This window comes from Variovorax sp. EL159 (assembly GCF_900100965.1).
Classification (GTDB): Bacteria; Pseudomonadota; Gammaproteobacteria; order Burkholderiales; family Burkholderiaceae_C; genus Variovorax.
On the sequence record NZ_FMUJ01000007.1, the window covers coordinates 68,866 to 84,644 of the forward strand.

Annotated in this window: 14 protein-coding genes and 1 pseudogene; 3 read left to right on the plus strand and 12 right to left on the minus strand. The window is 67.6% G+C overall.

What is annotated here, in order from left to right:
- Positions 1-25 precede the first annotated feature (25 nt).
- The 5 genes from lptB to argS all read right to left on the minus strand — a co-directional run bounded on the left by lptB (position 26) and on the right by argS (position 5,033).
- A complete protein-coding gene (lptB, locus tag BLQ28_RS26125; protein WP_093246243.1) occupies positions 26-820 on the minus strand; it encodes an LPS export ABC transporter ATP-binding protein in 795 nt (264 codons plus the stop codon).
- Complete coding sequence (lptA, locus tag BLQ28_RS26130) at positions 817-1,533, minus strand: lipopolysaccharide transport periplasmic protein LptA (protein ID WP_093246244.1); 717 nt, start codon at positions 1,531-1,533, stop codon at positions 817-819. The genes lptB and lptA overlap by 4 nt, the downstream gene beginning before the upstream one ends.
- Positions 1,534-1,742: 209 nt before the next feature.
- Positions 1,743-2,390, minus strand: a complete 648-nt coding sequence (locus BLQ28_RS26135) for a thiol:disulfide interchange protein DsbA/DsbL (protein WP_093246245.1) — start codon at positions 2,388-2,390, stop codon at positions 1,743-1,745.
- 160 nt (positions 2,391-2,550) lie between these two features.
- Positions 2,551-3,339 (minus strand): SPOR domain-containing protein, encoded by a 789-nt coding sequence (locus BLQ28_RS26140; protein WP_093246246.1) that lies wholly within the window; start codon positions 3,337-3,339, stop codon positions 2,551-2,553.
- Between the two features lie 8 nt (positions 3,340-3,347).
- Complete coding sequence (gene argS / locus BLQ28_RS26145) at positions 3,348-5,033, minus strand: arginine--tRNA ligase (protein WP_093246247.1); 1,686 nt, start codon at positions 5,031-5,033, stop codon at positions 3,348-3,350.
- A gap of 133 nt (positions 5,034-5,166) precedes the next feature.
- On the opposite strand from argS, the gene BLQ28_RS26150 reads away from it, so the two are divergent.
- Positions 5,167-5,502 (plus strand): hypothetical protein, encoded by a 336-nt coding sequence (locus BLQ28_RS26150; RefSeq protein WP_093246248.1) that lies wholly within the window; start codon positions 5,167-5,169, stop codon positions 5,500-5,502.
- A gap of 72 nt (positions 5,503-5,574) precedes the next feature.
- On the opposite strand, the gene BLQ28_RS26155 is transcribed toward BLQ28_RS26150, so the two are convergent.
- From BLQ28_RS26155 to BLQ28_RS26175, 5 genes are read right to left on the minus strand one after another with little or no spacing between them, the layout of a single operon-like run.
- On the minus strand, positions 5,575-6,027 hold the full coding sequence (locus tag BLQ28_RS26155; RefSeq protein ID WP_093246249.1) for a DUF2214 family protein: 453 nt from the start codon (positions 6,025-6,027) through the stop codon (positions 5,575-5,577).
- Between the two features lie 60 nt (positions 6,028-6,087).
- On the minus strand, positions 6,088-7,014 hold the full coding sequence (locus BLQ28_RS26160) for a LysR family transcriptional regulator (protein ID WP_093246250.1): 927 nt from the start codon (positions 7,012-7,014) through the stop codon (positions 6,088-6,090).
- 40 nt (positions 7,015-7,054) lie between these two features.
- Positions 7,055-8,035, minus strand: a complete 981-nt coding sequence (locus BLQ28_RS26165; RefSeq protein ID WP_093246251.1) for a Bug family tripartite tricarboxylate transporter substrate binding protein — start codon at positions 8,033-8,035, stop codon at positions 7,055-7,057.
- A 4-nt stretch (positions 8,036-8,039) separates the two neighbouring features.
- A complete protein-coding gene (locus BLQ28_RS26170) occupies positions 8,040-9,230 on the minus strand; it encodes a CaiB/BaiF CoA transferase family protein (protein WP_093246252.1) in 1,191 nt (396 codons plus the stop codon).
- Complete coding sequence (locus tag BLQ28_RS26175) at positions 9,223-10,158, minus strand: hydroxymethylglutaryl-CoA lyase (protein ID WP_093246253.1); 936 nt, start codon at positions 10,156-10,158, stop codon at positions 9,223-9,225. The genes BLQ28_RS26170 and BLQ28_RS26175 overlap by 8 nt, the downstream gene beginning before the upstream one ends.
- Before the next feature lie 117 nt (positions 10,159-10,275).
- Between BLQ28_RS26175 and BLQ28_RS26180 the strand changes: the two genes are divergently transcribed.
- Positions 10,276-11,016, plus strand: coding sequence for an IclR family transcriptional regulator (locus BLQ28_RS26180; protein WP_093246254.1), 741 nt, complete (start codon positions 10,276-10,278; stop codon positions 11,014-11,016).
- Positions 11,017-11,308: 292 nt separating this feature from the next.
- On the opposite strand, the gene BLQ28_RS26185 is transcribed toward BLQ28_RS26180, so the two are convergent.
- A complete protein-coding gene (locus tag BLQ28_RS26185; RefSeq protein ID WP_093246255.1) occupies positions 11,309-12,280 on the minus strand; it encodes a Bug family tripartite tricarboxylate transporter substrate binding protein in 972 nt (323 codons plus the stop codon).
- An 84-nt stretch (positions 12,281-12,364) separates the two neighbouring features.
- Positions 12,365-13,348, minus strand: a pseudogene (gene hisC, locus BLQ28_RS26190) (histidinol-phosphate transaminase); the annotation flags it as partial.
- Between the two features lie 217 nt (positions 13,349-13,565).
- On the opposite strand from hisC, the gene BLQ28_RS26195 reads away from it, so the two are divergent.
- Entirely contained in the window at positions 13,566-15,740 is a 2,175-nt protein-coding gene (locus BLQ28_RS26195) for a malate synthase G (RefSeq protein WP_093246257.1), read from the plus strand.
- The last annotated feature ends 39 nt before the right edge of the window (positions 15,741-15,779 follow it).

A 15,779-nucleotide genomic window follows, 5' to 3' on the forward strand; every position in this document is an offset into this window, starting at 1 on the left:
TTCATCCTTGACCCTCGCCGCACGATCACATCCGGAAGTGTTCGCCCAGGTACACCCTGCGTACTTCGGCGTTGTCGACGATCTCCGAGGGTGTGCCTTGTGCCAGCACATGCCCGTCGCTGATGATGAACGCGTGATCGCAGATGCCCAGCGTTTCACGCACGTTGTGGTCGGTGATGAGCACGCCGATGCCGCGTTCCTTCAGGAAGCTGATGATCCGCTGGATCTCGATGACCGCGATCGGGTCGATACCGGCGAAGGGCTCGTCCAGCAGGATGAAGCGCGGCTGGGTCGCCAGCGCACGCGCGATCTCGACGCGTCGGCGCTCGCCGCCCGACAGCGCCAGCGCCGGCGAATCGCGCAGGTGGTCGACCCGCAGGTCGGCCAGCAGTTCGGACAGGCGCTCTTCGATGTGCGCCTTCGACAGCGACACGAGCTTGCCGTTTTCATCGGGCTCACTCTGAAGCTCCAGCACGGCGCGCACGTTTTCCTCGACCGTGAGCTTGCGGAAGATCGAGGCTTCCTGCGGCAGGTAGCTCAGGCCCATGCGGGCGCGGCGGTGGATCGGCATGTGGGCGATCGGCTCGCCGTCGATCGTGATGTCGCCGGCGTCGGCACGCACCAGGCCCACGATCATGTAGAACGAGGTGGTCTTGCCGGCACCGTTCGGCCCCAGCAGCCCAACGACTTCGCCCTTCTGCACGTCGAGCGAGACGTCCTTGACCACCGTGCGGCTGCCGTAGGTCTTCTTCAGGCCGCGCGCGACCAGGCGGCTGCCCGGCGTGCCGTTGGCGTCCTGTGTTCCAGCGGTTTCGATCACTTGCGGGTTTCTCCCTCGCCACCGAGCGTGGTGGTCGAACGCAGGCCCTTGCCCGGTGCCGGGGTGGGCGCCGGAGCCGCGGGCTTCGCGCCAGCTGGGGCGGAGGCGCCGGCCGCGGGCGCCGGGGCGGCCTTGGGGGTGAGGATGGTCTTGACGCGGCCGGTCGGGGACGACGCGTTGACCGCCGTGTTCGGCGGCACGGTGGAGCCGTTGACCGTGTAGGTGTCGTTGCTCTGGTCGTAGACGATCAGGGCGCCGTGGCTCTCGTCGTTCGGCGTCGAGCCGAGCAGGCGGCGCATCTCGGCATTGCGGATGAACTTGACGTTGTCGGCGCGGCTGTCGTACTCGATGACTTCGGACTCGCCCTCGATCCACTCGTCGGGCGCATTGCGCTTCTGCTTGTAATAAGCACGCTTGCCCGGAGCTGCCGTGACCACGCCGTACTGGTAACCCTCCGGGTCCTGGCGCACATCGAGACGCGCGCCGCGGATGATGATGGTGCCCTTTGTTACCAGCACGTTGCCGGTAAACACGCTGGTCTGCTTCAGGTCGTCGTAGCGCATCGAGTCGGACTCGATGTTCATCGGCTTGGAGCGGTCGGCGGTCTCGGCCTGCACGCCCGAGGCGAGGCCGGCCAGCAACAGCGCGCCGATGGCCAGGCGGCCGATGCGACGGAGAAGGAAGGGGGTGGTGGGGTAAGAGTGCAATGTCATAGAGGCACGAAACTTGCTCGGCATTGTATGCGGCTGATTGCGTCAGCCCCGCACGCTCAGATGAAAAAGCCCGCCGAAGCGGGCTTGACTTTCCTTCCTGGATCGTCTCCAGGAACACCGCGGAACCGGCTCGCCGGGCTGCAGGTGTTGCCCCTTCGAGGGGCTCGGCGCTGCGCCGCAAAGTGCGCGCAGCCCGAGGTGAGCAAGGCTCAGCCCTTCTTTGCTTCGCCGATCAGGTAGTTGACGACCTGCAGCACCTTGGTCATGTTGCCGGCGGTTTCGCCATCCACGTACCAACGGCCGGCCACGGCCATCGCCGGCACGCCGGCCACCTTGTAGGCGTCGGTCATCTGCGAGGCGCGCTTGGCCTTGCTGGCCACGCCGAACGAGGTGAAGACTTCCTTGAACTTGGCGCCGTCGAGGCCGTTGGCCGCTGCCCAGGCAATGATGTTGGCGTCGCCGTTCACGTTCTGGCGCTGCGCGTGGATCGCATTGAATACCTTCGGCTGGTATTCGTCGACCTTGCCCATGGCTTCGAGCGCGTAGTACAGGCGCTGCTTGGCTTCGACGTCGTTGCCCACGAAAGGCACCGGGATGCGGCGGAAGGCCACTTCCTTCGGCACGGTCTTGATCCAGGCTTCGAGCGACGGCTCGAAATCGTTGCAATGCGGGCAGTTGTACGAGAAGAACTCGACCACCTCGATCTTGCCGGCCGGCGCATCGACCGGCACGCGCTTGTCGAGCACCAGGTACTCGGAGCCGGCCTTGGGCGCGCGCGCCTGGGCGTGGGCCGGGTTGGCGGCCAGGGACAGCAGCCCGAGCGAAGTGGCGGCCAGCGAAAAGTCACGACGTTTCATTGAAAGGGTTCTCCTGTTGGTACGGCAGACTGAGCCGGCGCGCGGCGGGGAGTTCCCCCGCTCCCGGCGCGCCCAAGGCCATGGATGGTGGCGGCAAACGCCGCGCGGCGAAGCTTAAGGGCTATTTGTTGCAACGCCCTGCCGCCGAGAAGGTCCGAGGTCAGCGTTGGACGCGGACCAGGGCCGATTCCAGGCCGCCGCCGTCGAGCCGTTCCTTGAGCCGGTCGGCGTCGTCCTTCTTGTTGAACGGGCCCGCGCGCACGCGGTAGACCGTGCGGCCCGCCTGCTCGCGCTCGGTGACCTTGGCTTCGACGCCCATCAGCGACAGCTTGGCGCGCTGGGCTTCGGCGTCGTCGGTGGTGCGGAAGGCACCGGCCTGCACGAAGTACATGAACGGATCGGCGCCCGAGGCCGGCGCCGGCGAAGCCGCGGTGCTGCCGGCGCTGTTGGCGCGGCTGCTCGGGGCGGCCGAGGCCGTGGTCGTGCTGCTGCCCGAACCGCCACCCGAACGCGCACGGGCGAGGTCGCCCAGCGGGTCGTTCGACGGCGGCAGCGCGTTGGCTTCGGCCGGCACGGGGGCGGTGCGCGGCGGCTTGGTGGGCGCCACCACCACGGGCACCGGCGGCGCGGTCGTCGTGGGCGGGATGGTGGCCGGGGCCACGGCGGTCGTCGCCGGCTCGCCGGTGACGGGGTTGACCGGGCCGGTGGCGGCAGGCGCGGGCTTGGGCGCCCCGGCCTTGCCGGCCAGCGGCGCATTCGGGTCCCAGTCGCGGTTCTTGCGGGCCTCGGCTTCGTCCTGCTCGGCGCCGCCCTTCTGCGTCTTGGTCACGAACGGGATCGGCACCTTGGTCACGTAGACCGCGATGCCCAGCGCGACGCCCAGGCCGAGCACCAGCCCGATGATCAGGCCGATGACGATGTTGCCGCGTTGTCTGGTTGTCTTCTTCATGGTGAGGTTTACATCTTGCTCGGCGCACTGACGCCAAGAATCGCGAGGCCATTGTGCAGCACCTGCGCGGTCGCGGCGACCAGCGCCAGCCGGGCCAGCTTGACCGCTTCGTCGTCGACCAGAATGCGCTCGGCGTCGTAATAACTGTGGTAGCAGGCGGCCAGTTCGCGCAGGTAGAAGGTGACGTCGTGGGGTGCGAAATCCTTGGCCGCGGCGGTGAGCATGGCCGGGTACTTGGCCAGCAGCAGCATCAGCGCCTGGGCCGCCGGGCTTTCGAGCGGCGACAGGTCGACGCCCGCCAGCGTGGCGCGGTCGCCGCCCCAGCCGGCCAGCACCGAGCAGATGCGCGCATGCGCGTACTGCACGTAGTACACCGGGTTGTCGTTGTTCTTCGTCACGGCAAGGTCGACGTCGAAGGTGTATTCGGTGTCGGGCTTGCGGCTGAGCAGGAAGAAGCGGATGGCGTCGGTGCTGGTCCACTCGATCAGGTCGCGCAGCGTGACGTAGCTGCCGGCGCGCTTGCTGATCTTGACCTCTTCGCCACCCTTCATCACGCGCACCATGGTGTGCAGCACGTAGTCGGGGTAGCCCTCGGGGATGCCCTCGCCCGCCGCCTGCAGGCCGGCGCGCACGCGCGCGATGGTGCCGTGGTGGTCGGTGCCCTGGATGTTGATGACCTTGTGAAAGCCCCGCTCCCACTTGGCGATGTGGTACGCCACGTCGGGTACGAAGTAGGTGTACGTGCCGTCCTGCTTCTTCATCACGCGGTCTTTGTCGTCGCCGTAGTCGGTCGACTTCAGCCACAGCGCGCCGTCTTGTTCGTAGGTCTTGCCGGCGGCCACGAGCTTTTGCACGGCGGCCTCGACACGGCCGCTGGTATAGAGGCTCGACTCCAGGTAGTACTGGTCGAAGTGCACGCGGAAGGCCTGCAGATCAAGGTCTTGCTCGCGGCGCAGGTAGGCCACGGCGAACTCGCGGATCGCGTCGATGTCCTCGATGTCGCCGGTGGCGGTGACTTCGCGGTCTTCCGACTTGACGGTCTTCTTCGCCTTGAAGTCTTCGGCGATCTCGGCGATGTAGTCACCGTTGTAGGCCGGGGCCTTCTCGCCGCTCGGCCATTCGGCGTCGCCGGGCTTGAAGCCGCGCGCGCGCAGCTGCGTGCTGTTGGCCAGCGTCTGGATCTGCACGCCGGCGTCGTTGTAGTAGTACTCGCGCCACACGCTCTCGCCCTGCGAGGCGCGCAGGTTGCAGATGGCGTCGCCCAGCGCAGCCTGGCGGCCGTGGCCGACGTGCAGCGGGCCGGTCGGGTTGGCCGAGACGAACTCGACCAGCACCTTCTCGCCGGTGGCGGGCTGCTGGCCGAAGGTGTCGCCGGCCGACAGCACCTCGCGCACGATCTGCTGCTTGGCCGCCGTCTTCAGGCGGATGTTGAGAAAGCCGGGGCCGGCGATCTCGATTGCCTCGACCCATTGGCCGAAAGCGGGGGTGGCGAGCAGCGCAGCGCTCAATTGCTCGGCCAGTTCGCGGGGCTTGCGCCCCAGCGGCTTGGCGAGCTGCATCGCGGCCGTGCTGGCGAAATCGCCATGCGCTGCCACCTTGGGCGACTCGAACGCGGCTTTGGAGCCAGCGCCGGGCGAGAGGGATTCGAGCGTGTTCGCGAGCGCCGCGAGCAGCTCCTGTTTGACCAATAGCATCTGCGAATTTTACCGGGGGCAAACCCGGGGACCGTTAACGTTCGTCATCCGATCGTTGTCCTGGCCCGTTACGATGGTCAGCCCCGGGGCGGGGCACCTGTCACAACCCAACCTTGCAAGGACACATCCCATCATGAAGAAGCTCCTTTCCCTGGTCGTTCTGGGCGCATGCCTTTCCTTCGGTGCCGCACAGGCCCAAGACAAGGCCGCCGCGCCAGCTGCAGCACCTGCCGCGGCCGCCGCCCCCGCCGCTGGCGCAAGCTGCGACGCCAAGGCGGTCGACAAGAACGGCAAGGCCCTGGCCGGTGCCGCCAAGGCCAGCTCGATCAAGAAGTGCGAGAAAGAAGCCAAGGCTGCAGCAGCTCCCGCCTGCGCAACCAAGGCGGTCGACAAGAACGGCAAGGCCCTGGCCGGCGCCGCCAAGAACAGCTTCATGAAGAAGTGCGAAGCGGATGCAGCCAAGGGCTGATACATCGCCGCGCTGAAGCTGGCGCAAGAAAAAGGCCCGCCGCGTGCGGGCCTTTTTCATGGGGCCGTCTGCCTACTTGCCGAAGCCGCGCGCGAAGAACACCGCCACCAGCGGGATCACCGCAATGATGTGCGCCTGCACCATCACCAGCTTGCGGGTTTTCTTGATCTCGGCCTCGGCCGGCAGCTTGCCGCTGGCGCGCAGCGTCTTGCGCCAGCGGAAATACGTGAGCGTCGGGAAGATCGACAGCACGCCCACGATGATGAACAGCCCCAGCTTCACGTGCAGCAGCGGGTTGGTCCAGTACCAGGCCGTGCCCTTCACGCCCCACCAGGTGCGCGCGATGCCGGTCACCAGCACGGCGATGGCGGCAATGCCGTAGACCATGTCGATCTTGGCCAGCCGCTCCACCACCGCGGCATTCAGCCACTGGACCCGGCACAGCGCCGCCTCGCTGGAGATGAAGACGACCATCGTCAGGATGGCCAGCAAGTGCAGGTAGGCGAGGATGGCTTCGAGCGTCATCGATGGCTTTCTTCTCAGTGGGTTGCAAATGCAAACAGATTGTGCCGCCGCTCGAACGCCCTACGCCCTGCCTCCCCAGAATTCCGGGTTTCCGTACTGCTCCTTGAGGAAATCAAGCCACAGTCGCACCCGCAGCGGCAGGTGCTTGGCGCCTGCGAACACCGCGTAGATGCCGTTGGGCGGCGCGGCGAAGTCGTCGAGCAGCGGCACCAGCAGGCCGGCGTCGATCTCGGCCTCGACCTCCCAGGTGCTGCGCCAGGCGATGCCGTGGCCGGCCAGGCACCAGTCGTGCAGCACCTGGCCGTCGGAGCAGTCGAGCGGGCCGCTCGGGCGCAGATGGATCAGCTCTTGTGCGCCGCCCTCGGCGGTAATGCGAAAGGCCCAGCCGCGCGTCTGCGAAGCGTCGCTCGACAGCGTCAGGCAGGCAAAGCGCGAGAGCTCGCCGGGATGCTTGGGCATGCCGTGCCGTCGGATGAATTCGGGCGTCGCCACGCAGCGCCGCCGGTTGTCGGCCAGCCGCACGCTCACCAGCGACGAGTCGGGCAGGTCGCCCACGCGCACCGCGCAATCGAAGCTCTCGCCGGTCACGTCGACCACGCGGTCGCTGAGGTTGAGCGAGATCGTCACTTCCGGATGCAACGCATGAAAGCGCGGCACCAGCGGCGCCACATGACGGCGGCCGAAGCCCGCCGGCGCCGTCACGCGCAGATGCCCGCTGGCCTTGATGCCGCCGGCGCTCACGCTGGCTTCGGCATTCGCGAACTCGGCCAGCAGGCGCTGGCAGTCTTCGAGAAAGGCGCTGCCCTCGTGCGTGAGCGTGATGCGTCGCGTGGTGCGCACCAGCAGCTTGACGCCCAGCCGCTCTTCGAGCGCATCGAGGCGGCGGCCCATGATCGCGGGCGCCACGCCCTCGGCCTTGGCCGCGGCGGTCAGGCCGCCACGGGTCGCGACCGAGACGAAGGATTCGAGTTGCTTCAGGCGGTCCATGGGGCGGAAACTATATCGCCCGCCGCAACGGCGCCCGCTCTTATTCGGGCTGCACGCCCGCCTCGCGCACCGCCGCGCCCCAGCGCGCGTGCTCCGAGCGGATGTACTGCGCCGCCTGCTCCGGGCTGCCGCCGCCGGGCGTGCTGCCCTCGGCCAGCAGTTGCGAGATGGTGGCGGGCTTGGCCAGCGCCTTGTCGATCGCGGCGTTGAGCTTCTTCACGATGTCGGCGGGCGTGCCGGCCGGCACGACGATGGCCTTCCAGTCCACCGCCTCGAAGCCCTTGTAGCTTTCGGCCACGGTCGGCACCTCGGGCATCACCGGCAGCCGCTTGGCCGAGGTGACGGCCAGCGCGCGCAGCTTGCCACCCTTGACCATGGCCAGCGCGCCCTGCGGCGTGGCGAACATGTAGTCGGTCTGGCCGCCGAGCAGGTCGGTGATGGCGGGCGCCGCGCCCTTGTACGGCACGTTGAGCACCTTGAAGCCCGCGCGCTTGGCGAGCACCTCGCCGGCCATGTGACCCAGCGTGCCGGTGCCGGCAAGCGCCTGCTTGATCTCGCCGGGTTTGGCCTTGGCGGCCGTGACGAGGTCGGCCAGCGACTTGAACGGCGCGTCCGCGCGCACCACCAGCACCACGGGCTGCGAGGCAACGATCGATACCGCCACCAGGTCCTTCAGCGCGTCGTACGGCATCTTGGGAAACAGCGTCGGGTTGATCGCCAGGTTGGCGGTCTGCCCCAGGCCGACCGTGTAGCCGTCGGGCTTGGACTTGGCCACCACATCCATGCCGATGTTGCCGTTGCCGCCCGCGCGGTTGTCGACGATGAAGGTCCACTTGGTGTCGTCGATGAGCTTCTGCGCGATCAGGCGCGCCACGATGTCGGTGGCGCCGCCCGGCGTGTAGGGCACGACGAGGCGCACCGGCTTCTCGGGCCAGGCGGTGTCGGCGAGGGCGGGGGCGGCGTTCGGGCATGCGGCGGCCGCGGCGCACGCCAGCAAGGCGCGCCGTGTGGTTGAAAACATGGGGTCAGTCTCCGAGGGTGATGTGGTGTGTCTCGAGGGCGGCGATCTCTTCATCGCTGTAGCCCACTTCTTTCAGCAGCTCGCGGCTGTGTTCGCCGATGTGCGGCGGCTGCAGCCGGATGCCGGGTCGCTCGCCGTCCAGCGTGAACGGCATGAGCGGCACCTTGGCGGTGCTGCCGTCGTTCATGCGCACCGGCGCAAGGCCGCCGGTGGCATTGAGGTGCGGGTCGTCGAACAGCTCCTGCGGCCGCGTGATCGGCGCGAAGGGCAGCTCGTTCTGCTCGAACACGGCGGCCAGTTCGGCCGCGCTGCGGTTCGCCAGGTGCGAGCGCAGGATCGGCATCATCCAGTCGCGCGCCAGCACCCGGTCGTTGTTGGTCTTCAGGCGCGGATCGGCCAGCATCTCTTCGAGGCCGAAGGCCTTGCAGAAGATGGCCCACTGCTTGTCGCTCACGGCGGCAAGGAAGATCTGCTCGCCGTCCTTCACGGTGAACACGTCGTACACGGCCCAGGCCGAGATGCGGCTGGGCATCGGGTCGGCCGCCTTGCCGGTGGCGGCGAACTGCATCATGTGCTGCGCGACGAGGAACACGTTGTTCTCGAACAGCGCCGACTGCACCTCGCAGCCCTTGCCGGTAAGGTCGCGCTGGCGCAGCGCGGCCATCGCGCCGATGGCGCCGAACATGCCGCCCATGATGTCGTTCACGCTGGTGCCCGCGCGCAGCGGGTCGCCCGAGCGGCCGGTCATGTAGGCCAGGCCGCCCATCATCTGCACCACTTCGTCGAGCGCGGTGCGGTGGTCGTACGGCCCCGGCAGAAAGCCCTTGTGGCTCACGTAGACGAGGCGCGGGTTGAGCTTGGAAAGCGTGTCGTAGTCGAGCCCCAGCTTCTTCATCGTGCCGGGCTTGAAGTTCTCGCTCACGATGTCGGCGGTGGCGATCAGGCGCAGCGCCGCTTCCACGCCTTCGGGCTTCTTCAGGTCGAGCGCGATGCTCTTCTTGTTGCGGTTGAAGGTCGGAAAAAAACCCGAGCCCGAGCCGAGCAGCCGGCGCGTGTTGTCGCCCTCGATGGGCTCGACCTTGATGACCTCGGCACCGAGATCGGCCAGCAGCAGCCCGCAGGTCGGGCCCATCACCATGTGGGTGAACTCGACGACGCGGACGCCGGCGTAGGGAAGAGGATTCGCTTCAGACATGTGCGTTGTGTTCCTGGACAAAACCCTTGGGCAGGCCGGCTTCGGGCGTCATGCCGTAGACCGGTTCGCCGGGCAGGCCGGCCATGAGCGGCGCGCGCGCCGCGATGAGTTTCTGGATGTCGATGCCGGTGCGCACGCCCATGGCCTCGAACATGAAGACGAGGTCTTCGGTCACGGCATTGCCCGAGGCGCCGGGCGCGTAAGGGCAGCCGCCGAGCCCGCCGAGCGAAGCGTCGAAAGTGCGCACGCCTTCGTCCCACGCCGCAAGGCAGTTCGCCAGGCCGAGGCCGCGCGTGTTGTGCATGTGGGCCGCGCCGGCATGCACGCCGATCTCCGCACGCAGGCGCTTGAAGAGCCGGCGCACCTGCGCGGGGTTGGCATAGCCCACGGTGTCGGAAAGGCCCGACTCGTCGGCACCGGCCTCGATGCATTGCGCGGCAAGACGGATCACGTCGTCTTCCGGCACCAGCCCCTGCAGCGTGCAGCCGAAGGCGGTGGAGATGCCGGCTTCAAGCTTCACATGCGGCGCGATGGCGCGGCGCAGTTCGGCGATGGCACGCACCTCCTCGACCATCTCGGTCGGCGTCTTGCGCACGTTGGCCAGCGAATGCGCCACGCTGGCCGACACCGGCATCGTGAGCTTGTGCACGCCGGCTTCGAGCGCGGCCTGTGCGCCCTTGCGGTTGGGCACCAGCGCCATCACCATGAGGCCGGGAAGCGTGATCGCGTGGCGCACCACCTCGGCCGCATCGGCCATCTGCGGCAGCAGCTTCGCTGGCACGAAGGAAGCGACCTCGATCTCGCGCACGCCGGCCGCGTGGAGCGCGTCGATCCAGCGCAGTTTGTCGGCCGTGGGCATGGTGGCCTTGACCGATTGCAGGCCATCGCGCGGGCCGACCTCGCTGATGAGGACGTCGGGGGGTGTCATCGACTTTGTCTCCTTGAAGCGATCTGGCGTTGATCGCTTGACAGTTCTGTCTTACAGAACTAAATTCCGTTAAACAGAATTAGACCGCCGATCGACTTTCCCTGTCAAGCCCAAGCCATGCCCCGCAAAGCCCAGACCGGATCGGTTTCCGACCTCAATGCCGCCCCCGGCGGCGCGGCTGCGGTCGACCGCGCGTTGAGCCTGCTCTCGGCCTTCCAGCCGGGCGACGAGGCGCTGTCGCTCGCGCAGTTCGCCGAGCGCACGCAGCTCTACAAGAGCACGGCGCTGCGGCTGCTGGCCTCGCTCGAACATGCACGGCTCATCCGCCGGCAGGACGACGGGCGCTACGCACTCGGCACCGAGATCGCGCGGCTGCACGGTCTCTATGCAGCCTCGCAGTCGCTCGACCGCATCGTGTTGCCCGTGCTGCGTTCGCTGGCTGCCGCAACGGGCGAAAGCGCGGCGTACCACGTGCGGCAAGACCAGGGCGACAGCTGGGTGCGCCTGTGCCAGTTCCGGGTCGATTCATCGCATGTGGTGCGCGACCACGTGCGCGCGGGCGACCTGCTGCCCAACGACCGGGGCGCGGGCGCGCGCGTGCTGATCGCCTTCGGGCCCGAGGCCGAGCGGCCGCGCGGCACCAAGGAACGAAAGCTGTACGACACCATTCGCGCGCAGGGCTACTGCGCGCTGGTGGGCGACCGCACGGCCGAACTGGCGGGCATTTCTGCACCGGTGTTTCGTGCCGATGGCAGCCTTGCCGCGGCGGTCACGTTGACGATGCCGACGCATCGCTATGACGAGCGCTATATCGAGCCTGTGCGTGCTGCGGCGACGGAACTCAGCGGGCAGGTTTGATTTGAGCGGTGCGGAGTCGATTCGGGGCGTGTGCACAGGACACCGGGTACTCCCCTCCGCGAATGTCCCCCGCTTCGCTCCTCCTTTATTTCGCTGCGGGGAGCACCCGGTGCCCTGCGCACAAAAGGCGCTGCCGTTGTGCTCGCCGATCAACGACCACTCTGAACAACGCCCACGCTGGCGGGGTGCCTTGCGCAGCGAAATAAAGGAGGAGGCCGCAGGCCGGGGGACATTCGCGGAGCAAGGCACCCCGTCGGCGTGGGCGCCGCCCTGAACAGCGTCCGAATAGATCTCAGGCGTCCGCCTTGAAGCCCGAGTTCTTGATCGGCATTTCCCAGCGCTTCAGATGCGCCGCCTGAGTGGCTGCCAGTTCAGCCGGCCCGGCATGCGTGGGCACCAGCCCCAGCGCGTAGATCTTTTCCTGCACATCGGGCATCCGCATCGCGTCGGCTACGGCCTTGTCGATGCGCGCAACCAGGGCGGGCGACATGCCCGGTGGGCCATAGAGGCCGAAGAAGGCATCGGCCGTCACATTGAGGCCCGCCTCCTTCAGCGTCGGCACATCGGGCAGCGCGCGATTGCGCTGGTCGCCCGTCACCGCAAGGATGCGCACCTTGCCGGCGCGGTGGTGCTCGATGGTTTCGGAGGCGGTGTCGACCATCAGCGGCACCTGCCCGCCGATCAGGTCCTGCGCGGCGGGCGCGCCGCCGCGATAAGCCACGTGCGTCATCGGCACGCCGGCCGCCTGCGCGATCAACTGGCCCGCGAAGTGCGGCACCGTGCCCGCACCCGAGGTCGCGTAGTTGGCCTTGGCGGGGTTGGCCTTCATCCAGGCGAGCACGGCCTTGAGGTCGCCGGGCGGCGCACCGGGCCCGGCTGTCACCGCGAAGTCGAAGGTGCCGCCGAGCGAGATCGGCGTGAAGTCCTTCGCCGGGTCGTAGCCGAGGTTCGGGTACAGCCACGGGTGAATCACCATCGCGCCGCTGGGCGAAAAGGCCAGCGTGTTGCCGTCCGGTGCCGCGCGCCGCAACTCACCGAGCGCAAGACGACCGGCCGCGCCCGGCTTGTTGTCGATGATGACGTTCTGCCCCAGCGACACGCGCATCTTGTCGGCGAGCACGCGCGCCACCACGTCCGCCGAGCCGCCCGGCGGAAAGCCGACCAGGATGCGGATCGTGCGGTCCTGCTGCGCGAAAGCCATCGGCGCGATGGCCCCGGTGGCGATGACGGCAGCGGCCTGCGCTGCGAACTGGCGGCGTTTCATGGGCTTTGTCTCCTCGGGTGGTAATGGCTTTGGGGGCTTGGGGCTCAGGGCTCGGGGGCCGGGCAACAGCGGCGAAGGCGTCGGTCAGCGCAGCGCGGCCAGCACGGCCTTGTTCTGCTCCGGCAGGCCGATGCTGATGCGCAGCCATTGCGGCAGGCCGTAGTTGGCGAGCAGCGAGACCTCGATGCCGGCGGCCAGCAGGCGCGCATGCACCGCCTGGCCGTCGCCGACCTGCACGGCCAGAAAGTTGCCGGACGAAGGGATGTACGTCAGGCCCAGTTCGGTGAAGCCCGCCGCGAGCTGGTCGCGCCCGGCGGTGTTGACTTCATAAGTGCGCGCAAGAAATTCGGCGTCGCCCAGCGCGGCCACGGCGGCGGCCTGGGCCGGCGTCGTCACGTTGAAACGTGGGCGTTGCGCGTTCATGCGCGCCGTCAGCGCCGGCTGCGACACGCCATAGCCGATGCGCAGCCCCGCCAACCCGAAGGCCTTGGAAAAGGTGCGCGTCACGATCAGGTTGGGCAGGCGCCGCACCCACTCGACGCTGTTGTAGCGCTGCGCCGGCGACAGGTACTCGGTATAAGCCTCGTCGAGCAGCACCGTCACATGCGCGGGCACCGACTGCAGAAAGGCCAGCAGCGGTGCAGCGTCGATGAAGGTGCCGGTCGGGTTGTTGGGGTTGGCGACGAACACCAGCCTGGTGTCGTCGCCGATGGCGGCGCGCATGGCGTCCAGGTCGTGCCCGAAATCGCGCGAGGGCACGACGGTGGCGTGCGCATGGGCGTGCGCCGTGGCGGCCGCATAGACGATGAAGCCGTACTGCGAATAGACGACGCCCTCGCCCGGCTTCAGGCTCACCTGCGCCGCGAGTTCGAGGATCTCGCTCGACCCGCTGCCCAGCGTGAGCCATTCGGCCGGCACATAGAGCTTGGCGGCCAGCGCGTTCTTGAGCGCGGTGCCGTTGGCGTCGGGGTAGTTGCCCGCGCCTTCGAGCGCGGAAGCCGCCGCGCGGCGGGCCGATTCGGGCATGCCGAGGGGGTTTTCGTTGGAGGCCAGGAGGATCATTGCGGCGGAGGTCGATTTATTTAAGAAGTTAAATATATCCCGCGTTGAAAGCCTCCCTATCAGTGCCTACCCTTTGAACTCACAGGTGTCTTTGCGCCAATTACCTTCATTTTTGTCACTGATAAATCCCGCTTTCGGCTCTTACTCTCCAGTAAGGTATCGAATAAAGTTCAACCATCCTCCGTTTTCAAGTTTCAGCATTGCGTTCTCCAGGAGAAAAAACATGACTGCCCGCACCCCCTCCCACGGACTCCAGGTCGCGACCGAGCTCTACCGTTTCATCGAAGACAAGGTCCTGCCCGCCAGCGGCGTGGCCAGCGACGTTTTCTGGAAGGGCTTCGACGCCATCGTCAGCGACCTCGCACCGAAGAACATCGCGCTGCTCGCCGAGCGCGACCGCCTGCAGGCCGAACTCGACACCTGGCACAAGGCCCACCCCGGCCCCATCGCCGACATGCCGGCCTACCGCGCCTTCCTCGAAAAGATCGGCTACCTGCTGCCGCAGCCCAAGGGCACGAAGGCCACGACCGCCAACGTCGACTCCGAACTCGCGCTGCAGGCCGGCCCGCAGCTGGTGGTGCCCATCCTCAACGCACGCTATGCGCTGAACGCCGCCAACGCACGCTGGGGCTCGTTGTACGACGCGCTCTACGGCACCGACGCCATTCCCGAAACCGGCGGCGCCGAAAAGGGCAAGGGCTACAACCCGGTGCGCGGCGCCAAGGTCATCGAGTTCGCACGCAACGTGCTCGACCAGGCCGCACCGCTGGCCAACGGCTCGCACAAGAACGCCACCGGCTACAGCGTGAAAGACGGCCAGCTGGTCGTCGCGCTGCAAGGCGGCAGCACCGGCCTGGCCGATGCCTCGCAGTTCATCGGCTACCAGGGCGATGCCGCATCGCCGTCGTCGGTGCTGCTCAAGCACAACGGCATCCACCTGGACATCCGCATCGACCGCAGCACCGCCATCGGCAAGAGCGATGCAGCCGGCGTGAGCGACCTGGTGCTCGAAGCCGCGCTCTCGACCATCCTCGACCTCGAAGACTCGGTGGCCGTGGTCGATGCGGCCGACAAGGTGGTCGCGTACTCGAACTGGCTCGGCATCGTGCAAGGCACGTTGACCGAAGAAGTCGCCAAGGGCGGCAAGACCTTCACGCGCGGCCTGAACGCCGACCGCGAATACACCGGCGCCAACGGCCAGCCCGTCAAGCTGCATGGCCGCTCGCTGATGTTCCTGCGCAATGTGGGCCACCTGATGACCAACCCGGCCATCCTGTACGCAGGCGGCAAGGAGATCCCCGAAGGCATCCTCGATGCCGTGGTGACCACCACCATCGCCACCATCGACCTGAAGCGCAAGGGCAACTCGCGCACCGGCAGCATCTACATCGTCAAGCCGAAGATGCACGGCCCGGCCGAAGTGGCCTTCGCGAGCGAGCTGTTCGGCCGCGTCGAGCAACTGCTCGGCCTGCCCGCCAACACCGTGAAGCTCGGCATCATGGACGAAGAGCGCCGCACCAGCGTCAACCTGAAGGCCTGCATCGCCGAGGCCGCAGCGCGCGTGGCCTTCATCAACACCGGCTTCCTGGACCGCACCGGCGACGAGATGCACACCGCCATGCAGGGCGGCCCGATGATCCGCAAGGGCGACATGAAGTCCAGCGCATGGATCGGCGCTTACGAAAAGAACAACGTGCTGGTCGGCCTCTCGTGCGGCCTGCGCGGCAAGGCGCAGATCGGCAAGGGCATGTGGGCCATGCCCGACCTGATGGCCGCGATGCTCGAGCAGAAGATCGGCCACCCCAAGGCCGGCGCCAACACCGCCTGGGTGCCCTCGCCCACCGCCGCCACGCTGCACGCGCTGCACTATCACCAGGTCAGCGTGACCGCGGTGCAGCAGGAGCTGGAAAAGATCGACGCCGATGCCGAGCGCGACAACATCCTCAACGCGCTGCTGCAGGTGCCGATCGCGGCCGAAGCCAAGTGGTCCGCCGAAGAGCGCCAGCAGGAAATCGACAACAACGTGCAGGGCATCCTGGGCTACGTGGTGCGCTGGATCGACCAGGGCGTGGGCTGCTCCAAGGTGCCCGACATCCACAACGTCGGCCTGATGGAAGACCGCGCGACGCTGCGCATCTCGAGCCAGCACATCGCCAACTGGCTGCTGCACGGCGTGGTGACCAAGGCGCAGGTCGACGAGACCTTCCAGCGCATGGCCAAGGTGGTCGACGAGCAGAACGCGGGCGATCCGCTGTACCAGCCGATGGCGGGCCACTTCGCGACCTCGGCCGCGTACAAGGCCGCGCAAGACCTGGTGTTCAAGGGCATCGAGCAGCCGAGCGGCTACACCGAGCCGCTGCTGCATGCATGGCGCCTGAAGGTCAAGGGCGAAGCCTGACCCGCACCTTCCCGGCACTGCGCCGGGCTTGAGCGAACG

What these genes read in the sequence shown, in the direction of transcription:
- lptA (WP_093246244.1), bottom strand. Translation starts at nt 1,533, where the DNA reads ATGACATTGCACTCTTACCCCACCACCCCCTTCCTTCTCCGTCGCATC.
- BLQ28_RS26135 (WP_093246245.1), bottom strand. Translation starts at nt 2,390, where the DNA reads ATGAAACGTCGTGACTTTTCGCTGGCCGCCACTTCGCTCGGGCTGCTG.
- BLQ28_RS26140 (WP_093246246.1), bottom strand. Translation starts at nt 3,339, where the DNA reads ATGAAGAAGACAACCAGACAACGCGGCAACATCGTCATCGGCCTGATC.
- argS (WP_093246247.1), bottom strand. Translation starts at nt 5,033, where the DNA reads ATGCTATTGGTCAAACAGGAGCTGCTCGCGGCGCTCGCGAACACGCTC.
- BLQ28_RS26150 (WP_093246248.1), top strand. Translation starts at nt 5,167, where the DNA reads ATGAAGAAGCTCCTTTCCCTGGTCGTTCTGGGCGCATGCCTTTCCTTC.
- BLQ28_RS26155 (WP_093246249.1), bottom strand. Translation starts at nt 6,027, where the DNA reads ATGACGCTCGAAGCCATCCTCGCCTACCTGCACTTGCTGGCCATCCTG.
- BLQ28_RS26160 (WP_093246250.1), bottom strand. Translation starts at nt 7,014, where the DNA reads ATGGACCGCCTGAAGCAACTCGAATCCTTCGTCTCGGTCGCGACCCGT.
- BLQ28_RS26165 (WP_093246251.1), bottom strand. Translation starts at nt 8,035, where the DNA reads ATGTTTTCAACCACACGGCGCGCCTTGCTGGCGTGCGCCGCGGCCGCC.
- BLQ28_RS26170 (WP_093246252.1), bottom strand. Translation starts at nt 9,230, where the DNA reads ATGTCTGAAGCGAATCCTCTTCCCTACGCCGGCGTCCGCGTCGTCGAG.
- BLQ28_RS26175 (WP_093246253.1), bottom strand. Translation starts at nt 10,158, where the DNA reads ATGACACCCCCCGACGTCCTCATCAGCGAGGTCGGCCCGCGCGATGGC.
- BLQ28_RS26180 (WP_093246254.1), top strand. Translation starts at nt 10,276, where the DNA reads ATGCCCCGCAAAGCCCAGACCGGATCGGTTTCCGACCTCAATGCCGCC.
- BLQ28_RS26185 (WP_093246255.1), bottom strand. Translation starts at nt 12,280, where the DNA reads ATGAAACGCCGCCAGTTCGCAGCGCAGGCCGCTGCCGTCATCGCCACC.
- BLQ28_RS26195 (WP_093246257.1), top strand. Translation starts at nt 13,566, where the DNA reads ATGACTGCCCGCACCCCCTCCCACGGACTCCAGGTCGCGACCGAGCTC.